This is a genomic window from Nonomuraea sp. SBT364, assembly GCF_001083785.1.
In the GTDB taxonomy this organism is placed as follows: Bacteria; Actinomycetota; Actinomycetes; order Streptosporangiales; family Streptosporangiaceae; genus Nonomuraea.
Genome location: NZ_LAVL01000043.1, coordinates 1 through 13112, shown reverse-complemented (window position 1 = coordinate 13112; position 13112 = coordinate 1). Strand labels below are relative to the sequence as shown.

Below are 13112 nucleotides of genomic sequence, written 5' to 3'. Positions count from 1 at the left end.
CGGGCGCATCAGAGGCATTGCCGAAACTCGTCAGCGGACGGCGGTCACCTTCTCGGGCCCGCCGTCGTCATCGAGGTAACCGAATCTGCTGAGGAGTCACGACATGGAAGTCCGGATGAAGAACCCCGCCCTGGTCCTGCCGGGTGCGATGCAGGCACTGATCGCTCTCGGCAAGGCGGCCGACCAGGCCGGGCTGCCCAGGACCACGGTGGACCTGGTGCTGCTGCGCGCCAGCCAGATCAACGGGTGCGGCGTGTGCGTGGACATGCACGCGAAGGACCTGCGCAAGCAGGGCGAGAGCGACGAGCGGCTGTTCGCCGTGGCCGCGTGGCGCGAGACGCCGTACTTCACCGAGGCCGAGCGCGCCGCGCTCGCCCTGGCCGAGGAGGCCACCCGGCTGGCCGACGGCGTTCAGGTCGGCGACGCGGTGTGGGACGAGGCCGCCGACCACTTCTCCGAGCAGGAACTCGCCGCCCTGGTGCTGCAGATCGCCACCGTCAACCTGTGGAACCGCCTGAACGCCACCACCCGGCAGGTCGCGGGCGCGGCATGGTGAGCGTCGCCCTGATCACCGGGGCCACCAGGGGCATCGGCCTGGCGACCGCCCGGCTGCTGGCCGAGCGCGGCGTCACCGCGCTCGTCGGCGCCCGGGACGAGGCCGCCGCCGAGCGGCTCGGCCTGCCGTACGTACGCCTGGACGTCACGGACCCGGCCACCGTACGCGCCGCCGCCGCGCGGATCGAGGCGGAGTACGGCAAGCTCGACATCCTCGTCAACAACGCCGGGATCGCCCTCCCCGACGGGCCGCCGAGCCAGGCGACGGCCGAGCAGGCCCGGCAGGTGTACGAGACGAACGTGTTCGGCGTCATCGAGGTCACGAACGCGATGCTGCCGCTGCTGCGCCGCTCGCCGGCGGGGCGCGTGGTGAACGTCTCCAGCGAGCGCGGCTCGACCGGCCGCGCCCTGGACCGGACGCACCCGCTGTGGCCGATGCTCAACCTGGCCTATTGCTCGTCGAAGGCCGCACTCAACATGATCACCGTGTCCTACGCCAAGGAGCTGTGGGACACGCCCGTCAAGGTCAACGCGGTCGACCCCGGCTGGGTGAAGACCGACATCAACCACGGCGCCGGGATCAAGACCCCCGAGGAGGGCGCCGCGCCGATCGTGGCCATGGCGCTGCTCGGCCCGGACGGCCCCACCGCCGCCTTCGTCCAGGACGACGGCCCCATCCCCTTCTGAGGAGCGACTCATGCGTGAAATCGTGCAAGGCCGGGTGTTCCTGCCCGGCGACGACGGGTTCGAACAGGCCGCCGCGCCGTGGGCGGTGGGGGTGCGCCAGCCGGTGGTCGCGGTCGCGGAGGTGGCCGACGCCGCGGACGTGGTCGCGCTGGTCCGCTACGCCCACCGGGCCGGGCTGACCGTCACCGCCCAGCCGTCGGGACACGGCGCCTCCGGCGACGTCGACGGGGTGATCCTGCTGCGTACCGCCCGTCTGGACGAGATCGCGGTGGACCCGGCCGAGCGGGTGGCCCGGGTCGGCGCCGGCGCGCGGTGGGGGCAGGTGCTGGCCGCGACCGGCAAGCACGGCCTGACCGGCCTGGCGGGCAGCAGCCCGGCGGTCTCCGTCGCCGGGTTCGTCGCCGGCGGGGGCATCTCGTGGTTCGGCCGCGCGCACGGCTGGGCCGCCGACTCCGTGCGCGCGTTCGAGATCGTCGGCGCCGAGGGCGAGCAGGTACGCGTGACCGCGAGCTCCGACGCCGACCTGTTCTGGGCGCTGCGCGGAGGCGGCGGCGACTACGCGGTCATCACCGCCGTCGAGCTGAACCTGTACGAGGTGCCCCAGCTGTACGGCGGCCGCATCGTGTGGCCTGCCACGCGCACCGGCGAGGTGTTCGAGGCGTACCGGGCGATCACGGCGGACGCGCCGCGCGGCCTGTCGGTGTGGCTCAACCGGATGGCCGCGCCGCCGCCCGCCCCGGCGACGGTCGGCATCGACGTGACCTATCTCGGGGAGGCCGCCGAGGCGGAGGACCTGCTGGCCTCGCTGGCGGCCATCGGCGGCAGCCTGTCCGACAGCCGCGGCCCGATGGACGTCGCCGACCTCGGCGCCATCGCCGCCGAGCCGGTCGACCCCAGTCCGATGCTGGCACGCACCGAACTGCTGACCGGGCTGCCCGTCGACGTCCTCGCGGACACCGACCTCGCGCCGCTGCTGAACCTGCAGATCCGGCACCTGGGCGGCGCCCTGGCCGAGGCGCGGCCGGACGGCGGCCCCGGCGGAGCGCTCGCCGAGCCGTACCTGCTCTACCTGCTCGGCCTGCGGCTGCCGCACCTGGCCGAGGCGGTGCAGGGCAAGCAGGCCGCGCTGGTCGCGCACCTGGGCGAGGCGGTCAGCGGACGCAAGCCGTACACCTTCCTCGCGCCCGGCGAGAGCGCCACCCAGGCCTTCCCCGCCGAGACCGTGGCGCGGCTGGCGCGGATCAAGCAGGACCGCGACCCCCGCGGCGTCGTACGCGCCAACTTCCCGATCACCGGCTGAACCGTCGCCCGGCCAGGGCGGGCCTCGGCCCTCGCCACCCGCCCTGGCCTGATTCCCCCGGTAACTGCCGGACTTCCGGATGTGCGGCACAGCCGGTCACTGCCTGCGGCACCCCGCGGCCGTCCGCACCCCACGCCGGGCCCACTGCGGGCGGGTGCGGCCGGGCGAGCGCGCGCGACTTCGACGGCGACGGCCGTGACGACGTCGCGGTCAGCCGGCAGCGGGACGGCGGCGCCGTCCACCTCCTGACGGCCGGCGAGCTGGTCCCGCTGCCCGCGCCCGCCAACCGGGAGAACGCCGGCTTCGGCCAGGCGCTGACCCTCGCCCGGGCGGCTTGTTCGGCTGGTCGCTGGCCGCCTACGGGCACGCTGATCCGGTCGTTCAGCCAGGACAGCGTGGGCGTCCCGGGCAGCGGCGAGGAGACGGACCATTTCGGCGGACGGGTGGCACTGGGCCCGCCGGCATCCGGCAAGGTGGGGCTCGACGTCGGTGCGCAGTGGGAGAACGGACCCGCCGCCCCTCGCACGGCGGCGTGGTCAGGGGAGGTCGCGCGCGGCCAGTCCGGCGTAGTAGGGCTTCATCGCGGGGTAGTAGGCGTCGAAGTCCGGTCCGGGGGAGCCGTCACGGGCGGCCACGAGCATGTCCAGGTAGTACTCCCAGCCCGCGCCGATCTCGCCGATCATGCCGAGCTTCTCGCCGGTGTCGAGATGCTGCACGAACCGCAGCAGGGTCGAACCGTCAGCTTCGGACAGGTGCACCTCGATGAGCCAGGTGCCGGATTCGTCGATCGCGGACAGGGCCAGCCGCCGTGGCGGTTCGCACGCGTCGATGCGCATGTCGACCCAGGGCGCCTGGTCCTCGAACGCCAGCTGCACCTTGATCGTGCTCCCGGGCGTCGCGTCGCCCTCCCATGGGCCGTACCAGCGGGCCGTGCGCTCGGACTCGGTGAGACTGGCCCACACGTCCTCGGCGGACGCGCGGAACGACCGGGTCAGGACGAGATCGGCTCCGGCGTCGGTACGGAAGAGTTTGCCGGTGGGGTGACGGTTCATGCGGTTTCTTCCTTCGCTTGATCGGCCACGGTGTGGGCGCGGCGTTCGCGGCGGGTCCGGTAGACCTCGGTCTCCAGGGCGTCGAGGCGGTGCTCCCAGCCGAGCGGCGGGGCGAACTGCGCGAGCCAGCCGGCCAGCTGGGCGAACTGTGCCGCGTCGAGCTCGTAGAGCCGTTGCCGGCCGACGAGTTCGTCGCGGACGAGCCCGCTTCGTCTGAGCACCCGTAGGTGGCGGCTCACGGCCGGCCTGGTGATCTGGAAATGCCCGGCGATCTCTCCTGCCGAGCGCCTGCCCTCGCGCAGCATGACCAGGATCTCCCGGCGCACCGGATCCGCGATCGCTCCCGCCACGTCATCCACCCGGAAAGCGTAACCTGTTGGTTACGCGTTTGTCGATGGGTGACCGCGACCGGCCTCCACGCCGCGCCGGCGGGAAAACGCGTTGCCGTGGATGTCCGGGAAACGTATGGTTTTGCGCTCGTGACTACCGTGGTGGAGCGAGTCCTTCCTGCCCGGCTGGGGACGGGATTCCGGTGGCTCCTGGGCTCGAGCTGGCTGACGAATCTCGGTGACGGCGTCGCGGCCGCCGCGGGTCCCCTGCTGATCGCGACGTTGACCCGCGACCCGCTGATGATCTCGCTGTCGGCCCTGGTGGGCTGGGCGCCGCCGCTGCTGTTCAGCCTGTCGGCGGGCGTGCTGTCGGATCGCCGCAACCGGCGCACGATCGTGCTCGTCGCGAACGCGGTGCGGGCCGTGGTGCTGGTGGCGCTCGTCGCGCTCACGGTGACCGGCACGGTCACCGTGGCGACGGCACTCGTGGCGCTCACCCTCCGGTCCATCGCCGAGGTGTTCGCCGACAGCGCGACGGCCACGCTGACGCCCATGATGGTCGGCAAGGACGATCTCGTCGTCGCCAACGCCCGCCTGGGCACGGGCTTCATCACGCTCAATCAGCTCGCCGGGCCGCCGGTCGGCGCGGCGCTGTTCGGCCTGGGCTGGGCCTGGCCGTTCGCGGGCCAGTTGCTCCTGGTGGTGGCGGGGATGGTGCTGGTCTCCCGCATCACGTTGCCGCCGCACGGCCGGCGGGCCGACGACCCCAGGTCCAACACCGTACGGGAGCTGATCGCCGGGTTCAGCTGGACCATCCGGCACGCGGCGATCCGCACGCTGGCGCTCACGATCCTGATCTTCAACTTCACGTTCGGCGCGGCCTGGTCGGTTCTCGTCCTCTACACCCAGGAGCAGCTCGGCCTCGGCGCCATGGGCTTCGGGCTGATGACCACCATCGGCGGGATCGGCGGCCTGATCGGCACCGGGCTGTACGGGGTCATCACCCGCAGGGTGAGCCTCGGCGCCCTGATGCGGATCGGGCTCATCATCGAAACGCTCACCCACCTGGGCCTGGCCCTGACCCATTCGCCGTGGGTAGCCGGGGGCATCTTCCTGGCGTTCGGCGCGCACGCGTTCATCTGGGGGACGACCTCGGTCACCGTCCGCCAGCGCGCGGTCCCGCACGACCTCCAGGGCCGGGTGGGCAGCGTCAACACCCTCTGCGTCTACGGCGGACTGGTGGTCGGCTCGTTGATCGGCGGTGTTCTGGCCACCCGCTTCGGCGTCGCGGCCCCCTTCTGGTTCGCCTTCGCCGGCTCGGCGGTGTTCGTGGTGGTGCTGTGGCGGCAGCTCATGCTCATCGCCCACGACGACTGAGCCGCTGCCGGGGGGTCAGCAGCTCGCCGAACCCCAGGCGCCGGACGAAGCCCTCGCGCGTGTCGCGGGCCACGTCGTTGACCGCCTCGACGCCGGACCCGGTGAAGTCGACGACGCTGCGGAAGGGCTTGGCGCCGTGCGGGAGGGCGAGGATCCGCGTGATCTCGTCGGCGACCCCGGCGGGACTCGGGTCGGCTCCGGGGACGAAGAGCGCCGAGGTCGCCTCCTCGTTGCCCGCGACCATCGGGTCGAGCTCGGCGTACGCCGCGGAGACGACCAGGTCACCGGCACGCGTGGCGTCGGGGAAGTGCCGGGTGCCCCGGGTGATCGCACCCGGCATGACGATGCAGGTCTCGATGCCGAACGCGTTCGCCTCGTACGACGTGGCCACCGCCAGGGTGTCGAACGCCGACTTGGACGCCGCGTACGGGCCGAGGAAGGGCGGCGTGGTGACGATGATGGTGCTGCCGACGTACAGCAGGGTCCCGGTGCCGCGGCCGCGCAGATGGGGCATGACCGCCCGATTCACCCGGTGGGCGCCGATGACGTTGATGTCGAAGAGGCGTGCCACGTCCTCGGCGGTGAACGCCTCGGTGTATCCGATGTAGAGGTGCCCCGCGTTCTGGATCACGACGTCGAGGTCGCCGCCGTCCCGCAGGACGGTGGCCACGGCCGCGTCGGCCGACTCCTGCGAGGTGACGTCCAGCTCGGCCACGCGCAGGGTTGCGCCCTGCCGTTCGGCCCAGTCGAGCAGTTCCCGGCGGTGCGCGTCGTTCAGCCCGTACGGCTCCAGCATGGTGGCCCACACGGTGTGCCCGGCCCGGGCGAGCGCCCGGGCGGTGAGGTTGCCGATGCCGGTCGCGGCTCCGGTGATGAGGACGGTGGACATGGCGGTTCTCCGTTCGGGGGAAGGATCAGGAAGGGGGGCGGACCAGGTCGACGCGCAGGATCCGATCGTCGCCCGGCCGGGCGCCGGTGCCGCCCCACGTCGCGCCGTCGGTGTTGGAGGTCGTGATCCACAGGGAGCCGTCGGGTGCCGGCTCCACCGTGCGGATCCGTCCGTAGCGCTGGGCGAAGTACGCGACGGGGTCGCCGTCCGCCCGTGGGCCGTCGACGGGCAGGCGCCAGAGCCGCTGCCCGCCGAGCGCGCCCATCCACACGGCACCGCCCGCGACGGCGATGCCGGACGGCGAGGCGTCGTCGGGGTGCAGGGTGAAGATCGGGCGTTCGCCGTGCGAGCCCTCGCGCCCCTCGGACCCGGGCCATCCGTAGTCGCGTCCCGGGCGCAGGACGTTCAGCTCGTCCCAGGTGCGGTGACCGAGTTCGGAGGCGTAGGCGGTGCCGTCGGGGCCGAACGCGATGCCCTGCACGTTGCGATGGCCGCCGGAGTAGACGGCGGTCCCCGAGGGGTTGCCCGGCGGCACGGACCCGTCGGGCCGGACCCGCAGGATCTTGCCGTTCAGCGACTTCTCGTCGGCCGCGTTCGCGGGCGAGAAGGCGTCGCCGGTGCCGATCCAGAGGTTGCCGTCCGGCCCGAAGCGCAGGCGGCCGCCGTGATGGCGGTCGGCGGTCGCGATGCCGTCCAGGACCACCCGGTCCTGGCGCAGGGAGCGCAGGCCGGGAGCGAGGCGCAGCGCCACGACGCGGTTGGCGGGCGAGGCCGACACGTACGCGTAGACGGTGCGGTCCCTGTCGAAGGACGGTGAGGCGGCCAGTCCGAGGAGACCGCCCTCGGCGCTCACCTCGACCCCGGGAACCGTGCCGACCGGCACAGGATCACGGCCCCGCCGGACGTGCAGGATCCGTGCCGACGACCGCTCGGACACCAGGGCGGAGCCGTCCGGGAGAAACGTCAGGCCCCAGGGCATGGCCAGGCCGCGGGCGACCTCGGTGACCTCGCCGGGGACCAGGCCACGGGTTGCCTGCCCGGTGACCTGCTGTGACGCGCGGGGCTCCGGTGTGGCGCAACCGGGCAGGACCAGGGCGCAGAAGAGAGCGGCGACGGCGCCGAGGCGGCCACCGGTACGTGGAAGCATGGCTGATCTGTCCTCCATGTCGGTCGGGCCCGCTACGTGGCGAACCGGTGCTGCAGCCGCTGGCAGGCGAAGCCGGCGAAGGCGCCCAGGGCGCTGGCGGACATCAGGGTGAGCAGGCCGGGGAGCACGTGCTCGGGCTCCGCGGCGAAGAAGGTCACCAGGCCCACGAACCAGGCGAGCATGTTGTCGAGCACGGGCGTCGTCCGCAGGCCGACCACGACCGAGGCCAGGACGAGGACCGCGAGCGGCAGCGCCGCGGCGCCCGCGAAGGGGGTGGCCAGCGCGACGATGCCGTGACCGGCCACGGCGAGCGCCATGCCGAGCCAGAGGCAGATGACCGCGTGGACGCCGAGGCGGGCGGAGGCGGGCTGGGTGAACCAGGCCACCCAGCCCGCGAACATGACCCAGGCCTGCAGGCCCAGAGCTGTGCTGCCGTAGGCGGCCAGGGCGGCCACCACCGCCGCGATGGCGGTGAAGGCCACGAACCGGCCGGTGGTGGGTGCGGGGGTGCTGGTTCGGGGTTCCATGGGGCCTCCAAGGTGATCGGGTGGGGAGCTAGGCGGCGCCGCCGTTGGCGAACACGACCTGGCCGTTGATCCAGCGGCCGGGGCCGGCCAGGAAGGCGACGACCTCCGCGATGTCCTGCGGGGTGCCGAGCCGGTTCGTCGGGGCCAGGCCGGCGATCTGGTCGATGACCTGCGGTGACTTGCCGTCGAGGAACAGCTCTGTGGCTGTGGGGCCGGGCGCCACCGCGTTGACCGTGACGTCGCGTTCGCCCATTTCCTTGGCGAGGATCGGCACGAGGGCCTCCACCGCCCCCTTGGTCGCGGCATACGCGCCGTAGGATGGGAGGTGCAGGCGGGTGACGCTGGTGGAGAAGGCGATGACGGCGCCACCGGGCCGCACCCGGCGCGCGGCCTCCCTGGCGATGACGAACGTGCCCCGTACGTTGACGCGGAGCAGCCGGTCCAGCTCGGCCAGGTCCAGCTCGGCGGTGGGCCGCAGCGCCATCACCCCCGCCGCGTTGACCACGACGTCGACGGGGCCGAGGCGCTGCTCCACGGTGTCGAAGGCGGCGGCGGCGGCGACCTCGTCGGCCACGTCGGCCCGCAGCGCGATCCCGCGGGCGCCGGCCGCCTCGATCTCGCCGACGGCGGCGTCGGCCTCCTTGTCGTTGGACGTGTAGACGACGGCGACGTCCTGGCCCGCCTTGGCCAGTGTGGCGGCGACGGCGCGGCCGATGCCCCGCGAACCCCCGGTGACGATGGCGACGCGTGATGCGGTGCTCATGAACTTCCTCCTGCGCATGGTGCTAACAATCTCAAGTTAGCACTGTAACTACACCGATAACAATATAGCGTTAGCGATAGAGTTAGCGCAGACGCCACACCGCTGTTAGCATCGATACATGCCGAGCGGGAACAAGCGGGAAGCGATCCTGGGCGCCGCGGCGGATCTGCTGGCCCAGGGGGGAAGGGACGCCGTCTCGACCAGGGCGGTGTGCAAGGCGGCCGGTGTGCAGGCGCCGATCCTGTACCGGCTGTTCGGCGACAAGCAGGGCCTGCTGGACGCCGTGGCCACGCGAGGGCTCGTGTCGTATCTCGCCCAGAAACGGGACATGCCCCTCAGCGGCGACCCCGTGGAGGACCTGCGGCGCGGCTGGGATCTGCACGTCGGCTTCGGCCTGGCCGAGCCCGCCCTCTATGCGCTGATCTACGGGAGCCCGCGACCGGGGGCCGAGCCCGACGGGGCCAAGCAGGCTTCGGAGATCCTCGCCGGGCTGGTGCACCGCGTCGCCCTGGCCGGCCGGCTCCGCGTCCCGGAGCGGCGGGCGGCGCGCGTGATCCACGCGGCCGGGCGTGGCACCACGCTGGCCCTGATCGCCACCCCGGAGGCCGAACGCGACCTGGACGACGCGCGGATCGTCCGCGAAGCGGTCATCGACGCCGTCACCGACGCCTCCCCGGCGGGCTCGGCGCGCACCGGGGACGACGTCGTGGCCGGCGCCATCACCCTGAAGGCCGCACTCCCGGACGTCAAGGTCCTCAGTCCTGCCGAGGGCCGGCTGCTCGGCGACTGGCTCGATCGGATCATCGACGGCTGACGGAAGCCGTCACCCTCCGGGCCGCCTCGTCGGCGACATCCTGGCGGACCGGAGGGTTCCCGCGTGTGTCAGGAGCGGGTCCAGCGCTGGTTGGCGCCGCCGTGGCAGGTGTAGAGCTGGAGCCGGGTGCCGTTGGCGGTGCCCTGGCCGGCGGCGTCCAGGCACAGCCCGGACCGCACCCCGGCGATGGTCCCGTCGGAGTTCAGGCGCCACTGCTGGTTGGTGCCGCCGTGGCAGGAGTAGATCTGGATCCTGGCGCCGTTGCCGGTCCCCGCCGCGTCGAGGCACTTGCTGCCGTAGACCCTGAGCTCGCCGGCCGGGGTGGACTCCCACTGCTGGTTGCTCCGCCCGTTGCAGTCCCACAACTGCACCGAGGTGCCGTCGGCGGTGGCGGCGTTGGGCACGTCCAGGCAACGCCCGGAGCCCACTCCCTTGATCTGCCCGGCGGGCGGCGGGGTCGGCGTCGTGGTGGACGAGCCGTCGTCCAGGCCGAAGAAGCGGATGGCGTGGGCGGCCATCCCGGCATGCGGCAGATCGTGGCCGGCGCCGTTGATGGTGTACGCCTCCACCTGGCCGGTGCCGAAGACCCGCCGGGTCCAGCCGGATTGCGGGCTGTCAGTGGAGGTGGGGGTCTGGCTCAGTCCGTGCGCGTTCGTCCACTGGTCGACCTCTTCCTGCAGCATTGAGTAAGGCAGGACGGAGTCGGCGGTGCCGTGCCAGGCCATCACGCGCGGCCGGGGCCCGGTGTAGCCGGGGTAGGCGTTCCTGACCAGGTCGCCCCACTGCTGCGGCGTCTTGTCGCCGCACCCGGCGGGGCCGAGGCAGGCGTAGGGGACTCCCGCGAACGGCGCGCCGGCCTTGAACACGTCCGGGTAGGTGGCGAGCAGGTTGAGCGTCTCCATCGCGCCGGAGGAGAAGCCGGTGGCGAACACCCGCTGCGGGTCGCCGTTGTGGCGTTGCAGCACGTAGTTCGTCATGGAGACGATCGACACCGGGTCGCTGCCGCCACCGTGGCGCAGGGCCTCGTCCGACCACACGTCGAAGCAGTTCGACAGGCCGTTGGCGCTCTTGTTCGCCTGCGGGTAGATGACGACGAAACCGTACCGGTCGGCCAGCGAGGCGAACTCGGTCCCCTGGTGGAAGCCCGGCGCCCAGCCGTTGCAGCCGTGCATCGCCACCAGGACGCCCGGCCGGGGCGCCACCCTGTCCGGGACGTAGAGGTACATCCGCAGACCGCCGGGGTTGGCGCCGAAGTTCGTCACCTCCGCCAGGGCCGCCGCCGACGCCTGCGGCGTGGCCGTCAGGAACATGGACAGAGCGGCGGCCATCGCCGCGACCAGGGCCACCAGGCCCGCGGACCAGCTGGTGAGCGTTCTCGTGGGCTGCACTTCTTCGCCCTTCTGTGGAAGCCGCCGGCTCGGCGGGAAAGCGTTGCAGCGGGACGCACGCCGATGCGGGGTGTTAGCGCTAACCCGAATCGGCGAGTGGTGGTGGCGGACGGAGCAAATACGAGGCGGAAACGTACTGTCAAGAGATCCCGCGGCGGCAGTGAGGCGATTCGCCCCGCCTCACGGGCCGGACCAGCGGTTCGTCGGCTATGGGGTGGATGAAACTTTCAGAGAGACCTGGACTCCGGCGGTCAGGCCGAAACTAGCCGCAGTGTTGAATCGGCCATCTGCGCAGTACAAAGGGCCTGTACGGGACGGGATGGTTCCGAAAGTTTTCGTTCATTCCTTGACAAGTTTCGGCGCGCTTCTCACACTGAGTTCCCGAGGCGATCTCCCTGCCACATCGGTGGTGCGCGGCGGGGGCCGCGTCGCGACGCCGCTCCTGTGAGCGCGGCGTCGATCCTGCAACGCTCCTTCCCCATGAATCCCCTTACGGAGGCTCAGGCATGAGCGTCAACGCCATGTCCCCACCCGCCGCCCGACGGCCGCTCCGCGGACGTCGCCGGGCGCTGATCGTCGGCGCGCTCGGCGCACTCGGCCTGACCGCGGCGCTGCTGGCGTCGCCTCCGGCCGATGCCGCTGAGAACACGCTCGGCGCGGCCGCCGCGCAGAGCGGCCGCTACTTCGGCACCGCCATCGCCTCGGGCAGGCTCGGCGACTCCGCCTACACCACGATCGCCAACCGCGAGTTCAACATGGTGACGGCCGAGAACGAGATGAAGATCGACGCCACCGAGCCCAACCGGGGGCAGTTCAACTTCTCCGCCGGTGACCGGGTCTACAACTGGGCCGTCCAGAACGGCAAGAGGGTCCGCGGGCACACCCTGGCCTGGCACAACCAGCAGCCGGGCTGGATGCAGAGCCTGTCCGGCGGCAGCCTGCGTCAGGCGATGATCGACCACATCAACGGCGTCATGGCGCACTACAGGGGCAAGATCTACGCCTGGGACGTGGTCAACGAGGCCTACGCCGACGGCAACTCCGGCGGCCGGCGTGACTCCAACCTCCAGCGCACCGGCAACGACTGGATCGAGGTGGCCTTCCGCACCGCGCGCGCCGCCGACCCGGCCGCCAAGCTCTGCTACAACGACTACAACATCGACAACTGGAGCTGGGCCAAGACGCAGGGCGTCTACAACATGGTCAGGGACTTCAAGGCCCGCGGCGTGCCGATCGACTGTGTCGGCCTGCAGTCGCACTTCAACGGCAACAGCCCCTACAACAGCAACTACCGCACGACCATCCAGAGCTTCGCCGCGCTGGGGGTCGACGTGCAGATCACCGAGCTGGACATCCAGGGCGGCTCGGCCACCACGTACGCCAACGTCGTCAACGACTGCCTGGCGGTGCCGCGTTGTACCGGCATCACGGTCTGGGGCGTTCGCGACAGCGACTCCTGGCTCGGCGCCGGCGCCGCTCCGCTGCTCTTCGACGGCAACGGCAACAAGAAGGCCGCCTACACCTCGGTGCTCAACGCGCTCAACGGCGGCACCACGACGCCGCCGCCCGGCGGCGACGAGGGTCAGATCAGGAGCGTCGCCGCCGGGCGCTGCGTGGACGTGGCCAACGCCGGCACCGCCGACGGCACCGCGGTGCAACTGTGGGACTGCAACGGCCAGACCAACCAGCAGTGGACGCAGACCTCGGCCGGAGAGCTGAGGGTCTACGGCAACAAGTGCCTGGATGCCGGGGGCACAGGCAACGGCGCCAAGATCCAGATCTACTCCTGCTGGGGCGGCGACAACCAGAAGTGGCGCGTCAACTCCGACGGCTCCATCGTGGGCGTGCAGTCCGGGCGGTGCCTCGACGCCGTCGGCGCCGGCACCGGCAACGGCACAGGGCTGCAGCTCTACTCCTGCTGGGGCGGCAGCAACCAGAAGTGGACCTACAACGCGGGCTCCTGATCCCGCGATCACGACGGCCCCGGAGGCACGGCGTGGCGGGCCGGTGGGGTGGCCGGGCCCGCCACGGGTCGTGCGGCGGAACCGCACTCCGGTCACCTGCCCCATGCCGGGCCTTTGGCCGGGCTCTTTGCCCGGCGCGGCCGGTCCGTACTGCCTGACTAGACTGCCGCCATGACCATGGAGTCGTCTCCTCTCACCATCGCCGAGCTCGCCGAGCTGGCCGGAGTCTCCACCGCGACGGTCTCCAAGGTCGTGAACGGCCGGTCCGAAGTGTCCTCTCAGACCCGCGCCGCCGTGGAGGAGCTCATCCGCCGCCACGG

At 72.0% G+C, this 13112-nt stretch carries 14 protein-coding genes; 7 read left to right on the top strand and 7 right to left on the bottom strand.

Features of this window, described 5'->3' with window-relative positions; translation table 11 throughout:
- Window positions 1-103 precede the first annotated feature (103 nt).
- Genes ADY59_RS20545 through ADY59_RS20535 form a run of 3 tightly spaced genes read left to right on the top strand, consistent with a single transcriptional unit; the run spans window position 104 to window position 2542 of the window.
- Entirely contained in the window at window positions 104-556 is a 453-nt protein-coding gene (locus ADY59_RS20545; protein WP_049564478.1) for a carboxymuconolactone decarboxylase family protein, read from the top strand.
- Window positions 505-1242, top strand: coding sequence for an SDR family oxidoreductase (locus tag ADY59_RS20540; protein ID WP_231618807.1), 738 nt, complete (start codon window positions 505-507; stop codon window positions 1240-1242). The genes ADY59_RS20545 and ADY59_RS20540 overlap by 52 nt, the downstream gene beginning before the upstream one ends.
- Before the next feature lie 10 nt (window positions 1243-1252).
- Window positions 1253-2542 (top strand): FAD-binding oxidoreductase, encoded by a 1290-nt coding sequence (locus tag ADY59_RS20535; RefSeq protein ID WP_049564474.1) that lies wholly within the window; start codon window positions 1253-1255, stop codon window positions 2540-2542.
- A gap of 536 nt (window positions 2543-3078) precedes the next feature.
- Here the strand turns inward: ADY59_RS20535 and ADY59_RS20530 are convergent.
- Both ADY59_RS20530 and ADY59_RS20525 read right to left on the bottom strand, forming a co-directional pair.
- Window positions 3079-3594, bottom strand: coding sequence for an SRPBCC family protein (locus tag ADY59_RS20530; RefSeq protein ID WP_049564473.1), 516 nt, complete (start codon window positions 3592-3594; stop codon window positions 3079-3081).
- A complete protein-coding gene (locus tag ADY59_RS20525; RefSeq protein ID WP_049564471.1) occupies window positions 3591-3953 on the bottom strand; it encodes a metalloregulator ArsR/SmtB family transcription factor in 363 nt (120 codons plus the stop codon). The genes ADY59_RS20530 and ADY59_RS20525 overlap by 4 nt, the downstream gene beginning before the upstream one ends.
- 120 nt (window positions 3954-4073) lie before the next feature.
- On the opposite strand from ADY59_RS20525, the gene ADY59_RS20520 reads away from it, so the two are divergent.
- Complete coding sequence (locus tag ADY59_RS20520; protein ID WP_049564468.1) at window positions 4074-5300, top strand: MFS transporter; 1227 nt, start codon at window positions 4074-4076, stop codon at window positions 5298-5300.
- Here the strand turns inward: ADY59_RS20520 and ADY59_RS20515 are convergent.
- The 4 genes from ADY59_RS20515 to ADY59_RS20500 are packed head-to-tail and all read right to left on the bottom strand — an operon-like array spanning window position 5281 to window position 8626.
- The gene (locus tag ADY59_RS20515) at window positions 5281-6189 is read right to left on the bottom strand and encodes an SDR family NAD(P)-dependent oxidoreductase (protein WP_049564467.1); all 909 of its coding nucleotides are present in this window, start codon (window positions 6187-6189) and stop codon (window positions 5281-5283) included. The two genes, ADY59_RS20520 and ADY59_RS20515, sit on opposite strands and share 20 nt — an antisense overlap.
- A 25-nt stretch (window positions 6190-6214) precedes the next feature.
- Window positions 6215-7336: a PQQ-dependent sugar dehydrogenase gene (locus ADY59_RS20510; protein WP_053174961.1), complete on the bottom strand. Its 1122-nt coding sequence runs from the start codon at window positions 7334-7336 to the stop codon at window positions 6215-6217.
- A gap of 32 nt (window positions 7337-7368) precedes the next feature.
- Complete coding sequence (locus ADY59_RS20505) at window positions 7369-7863, bottom strand: DUF1097 domain-containing protein (protein WP_049564465.1); 495 nt, start codon at window positions 7861-7863, stop codon at window positions 7369-7371.
- A gap of 28 nt (window positions 7864-7891) precedes the next feature.
- Window positions 7892-8626 (bottom strand): SDR family oxidoreductase, encoded by a 735-nt coding sequence (locus tag ADY59_RS20500; protein ID WP_049564463.1) that lies wholly within the window; start codon window positions 8624-8626, stop codon window positions 7892-7894.
- 118 nt (window positions 8627-8744) lie between these two features.
- Here ADY59_RS20500 and ADY59_RS20495 point away from each other — a divergent pair, with 118 nt between their 5' ends.
- Complete coding sequence (locus tag ADY59_RS20495; RefSeq protein WP_049564461.1) at window positions 8745-9440, top strand: TetR/AcrR family transcriptional regulator; 696 nt, start codon at window positions 8745-8747, stop codon at window positions 9438-9440.
- A gap of 68 nt (window positions 9441-9508) precedes the next feature.
- Here the strand turns inward: ADY59_RS20495 and ADY59_RS20490 are convergent, their stop codons facing one another.
- The gene (locus ADY59_RS20490) at window positions 9509-10768 is read right to left on the bottom strand and encodes an extracellular catalytic domain type 1 short-chain-length polyhydroxyalkanoate depolymerase (protein ID WP_049564531.1); all 1260 of its coding nucleotides are present in this window, start codon (window positions 10766-10768) and stop codon (window positions 9509-9511) included.
- 566 nt (window positions 10769-11334) lie between these two features.
- On the opposite strand from ADY59_RS20490, the gene ADY59_RS20485 reads away from it, so the two are divergent.
- Entirely contained in the window at window positions 11335-12792 is a 1458-nt protein-coding gene (locus tag ADY59_RS20485; protein WP_049564459.1) for an endo-1,4-beta-xylanase, read from the top strand.
- 171 nt (window positions 12793-12963) lie between these two features.
- The coding region (locus tag ADY59_RS48855) for a LacI family DNA-binding transcriptional regulator (protein WP_156325618.1) at window positions 12964-13112 on the top strand (149 nt) is incomplete at its 3' end.

Excerpts from the sequence above, each read along its gene's own strand:
- ADY59_RS20505 (WP_049564465.1), bottom strand. The coding sequence starts at position 7,863 with ATGGAACCCCGAACCAGCACCCCCGCACCCACCACCGGCCGGTTCGTG.
- ADY59_RS20490 (WP_049564531.1), bottom strand. The coding sequence starts at position 10,768 with ATGGCCGCCGCTCTGTCCATGTTCCTGACGGCCACGCCGCAGGCGTCG.
- ADY59_RS20500 (WP_049564463.1), bottom strand. The coding sequence starts at position 8,626 with ATGAGCACCGCATCACGCGTCGCCATCGTCACCGGGGGTTCGCGGGGC.
- ADY59_RS20535 (WP_049564474.1), top strand. The coding sequence starts at position 1,253 with ATGCGTGAAATCGTGCAAGGCCGGGTGTTCCTGCCCGGCGACGACGGG.
- ADY59_RS20495 (WP_049564461.1), top strand. The coding sequence starts at position 8,745 with ATGCCGAGCGGGAACAAGCGGGAAGCGATCCTGGGCGCCGCGGCGGAT.
- ADY59_RS20530 (WP_049564473.1), bottom strand. The coding sequence starts at position 3,594 with ATGAACCGTCACCCCACCGGCAAACTCTTCCGTACCGACGCCGGAGCC.
- ADY59_RS20510 (WP_053174961.1), bottom strand. The coding sequence starts at position 7,336 with ATGCTTCCACGTACCGGTGGCCGCCTCGGCGCCGTCGCCGCTCTCTTC.
- ADY59_RS20545 (WP_049564478.1), top strand. The coding sequence starts at position 104 with ATGGAAGTCCGGATGAAGAACCCCGCCCTGGTCCTGCCGGGTGCGATG.
- ADY59_RS20515 (WP_049564467.1), bottom strand. The coding sequence starts at position 6,189 with ATGTCCACCGTCCTCATCACCGGAGCCGCGACCGGCATCGGCAACCTC.
- ADY59_RS20485 (WP_049564459.1), top strand. The coding sequence starts at position 11,335 with ATGAGCGTCAACGCCATGTCCCCACCCGCCGCCCGACGGCCGCTCCGC.